This is a genomic window from Aeromonas sp. HMWF015, assembly GCF_963878965.1.
Classification (GTDB): domain Bacteria; phylum Pseudomonadota; class Gammaproteobacteria; order Enterobacterales; family Aeromonadaceae; genus Aeromonas; species Aeromonas veronii.
Genome location: NZ_CAWNZT010000315.1, coordinates 816 through 2412, shown reverse-complemented (window position 1 = coordinate 2412; position 1597 = coordinate 816). Strand labels below are relative to the sequence as shown.

The window sequence follows — 1597 nt, the reverse complement described above, 5'->3', positions numbered from 1 at the left end:
GCCGGATGCTGGAGAGCCGTGGCAAGGCGCTCGCCACCGCCAACGAGACCATCAACTCCCTGCAGCAGACCAACCAGCTGCAGGCCAGCCAGCTGGCGACGCTGCAGCGCGACGCCGCGGGGCTGCGCAAGTTGCTGGGCACCCAGAATGCCGCCCTGGCCGAGCTCGACCAACAACAGAGGAAGACCGCCGATGAACTGGAACAAGCGCTGGCCACGCCGCCGGCAGGCCGCCCGGACTGTGCTCGCGAGCCTCTGCCTGACGCTGCTCTGCGCCTGCTCCAGCCAGCCCAAGACCGTGGTGCAAACACAGGTGGTAAAGCGGCTGCCGCCGCCGGGGCTGGTGCCCCACTGCCCGGAACCTAATTTCACGGGGGCGACCTACGGCGACGCCGTGCGGTTTATCCCCACCCTGCAGATGGCGCTGCGCCGCTGCCAGACCCAAATCAACACCCTGAACCATTGGATTGAACAAGAGGAAACCACCCCATGACCACACCGATCATCACTCTGGACGTTGCCGGCAAAGAGCTGAAATTCGCTCCCACCATGGTGGCCTACAACGGCTTTATCAACGACATGATGCCAAGCGACAAGGTGGCACCGGCCCACAACTACCTGAAAAAGATCGTCTGCCAGGAGAGCAAAGAGGCGCTCGATGAGCTGCTCAAACGCCCGGGCGCGGCGCTGCAGTTGGCGGGTGCCATTAACCAGCAGTTCGCCCCCGATCTGGAGATCACCGTAAAAAACTGACGGCGCGCGCCGAGGCTATCGAGCGCAATCACCTGGAGCAGGCGCTGGCGCTGCGGCGCCACTACCTGCCCCATGACGAAGACGATATCGACAGCCTGGCCCGCGCCCTCTGGTTAGACCGACACGCCCGGGAGTCCTACGCCGCTGCGGTGGCCGAGGGCATCGCCAACGCATTCAACGGATAACGACCTATGGCCTGGATGGAAAAATTGATGATGCAGGTGGCTTTGGTGGATCAGGTCACCAAGCCCCTTGCTGGCATCAATGCCCAGATGGACAAGGTCAGCAAGGCCGGCCGTCAAGGCTGGAGCAGCATGGCAATGGGGGCCACCACGGTGGCCGCCGGCGGCATGGCGATCCAGTCTGCCCTGGGCCCGGCCATCGAGATGGACAGGGCACTGGCCGAGGTGGCCTCGCTCGATGTGCAAAAAGAGGTGCTCGGGGCGCTTGGGCGTGAGGCGTTGAGGCTCTCTATCCAGTATGGGGAATCGGCGACCGAGATTGTCCGCTCCTCCTACGATATCCAGTCGGCGATCGCGGGGCTCGAAGGTAACGAGCTGCCCGCCTTCACCCGCGCATCAACCACCCTGGCCAAGGCGACCAAGGCCGACACCGCCACCATCACCAACTACATGGGCACCATGTACGGTATCTTCGAGCAGCAGGCCAAACAGATGGGCAAGGCCAACTGGGTCGAGGATGTGGCCGGCAAGACCGCGCTCGCGGTGCAGCTGTTCAAGACCACAGGCCAGGGCATGGCCGATGCGTTCGGGGCAATCGGCGCCAACGCCACCGCCGCCGGCATCGCGATGGATGAGCAGTTCGCCGTGCTCGGCCAGTTGCAA

General features: G+C 64.2%; 5 protein-coding genes. All 5 read left to right on the top strand.

Annotated features, from left to right (window positions below; translation table 11 throughout):
* The coding region (locus AACS18_RS16000) for a hypothetical protein (protein ID WP_108612686.1) at positions 1-365 on the top strand (365 nt) is incomplete at its 5' end.
* Complete coding sequence (lysC, locus tag AACS18_RS15995) at positions 298-492, top strand: Rz1-like lysis system protein LysC (RefSeq protein ID WP_258228735.1); 195 nt, start codon at positions 298-300, stop codon at positions 490-492. The genes AACS18_RS16000 and lysC, both read left to right, overlap by 68 nt.
* Complete coding sequence (locus AACS18_RS15990; protein ID WP_029299933.1) at positions 489-752, top strand: putative phage tail assembly chaperone; 264 nt, start codon at positions 489-491, stop codon at positions 750-752. The genes lysC and AACS18_RS15990 overlap by 4 nt, the downstream gene beginning before the upstream one ends.
* Positions 749-937: a DUF6890 family protein gene (locus tag AACS18_RS23555; protein WP_374956614.1), complete on the top strand. Its 189-nt coding sequence runs from the start codon at positions 749-751 to the stop codon at positions 935-937. The genes AACS18_RS15990 and AACS18_RS23555 overlap by 4 nt, the downstream gene beginning before the upstream one ends.
* Before the next feature lie 6 nt (positions 938-943).
* On the top strand, positions 944-1597 hold a 654-nt coding region (locus AACS18_RS23550; RefSeq protein WP_258228734.1), incomplete at its 3' end, for a phage tail tape measure protein.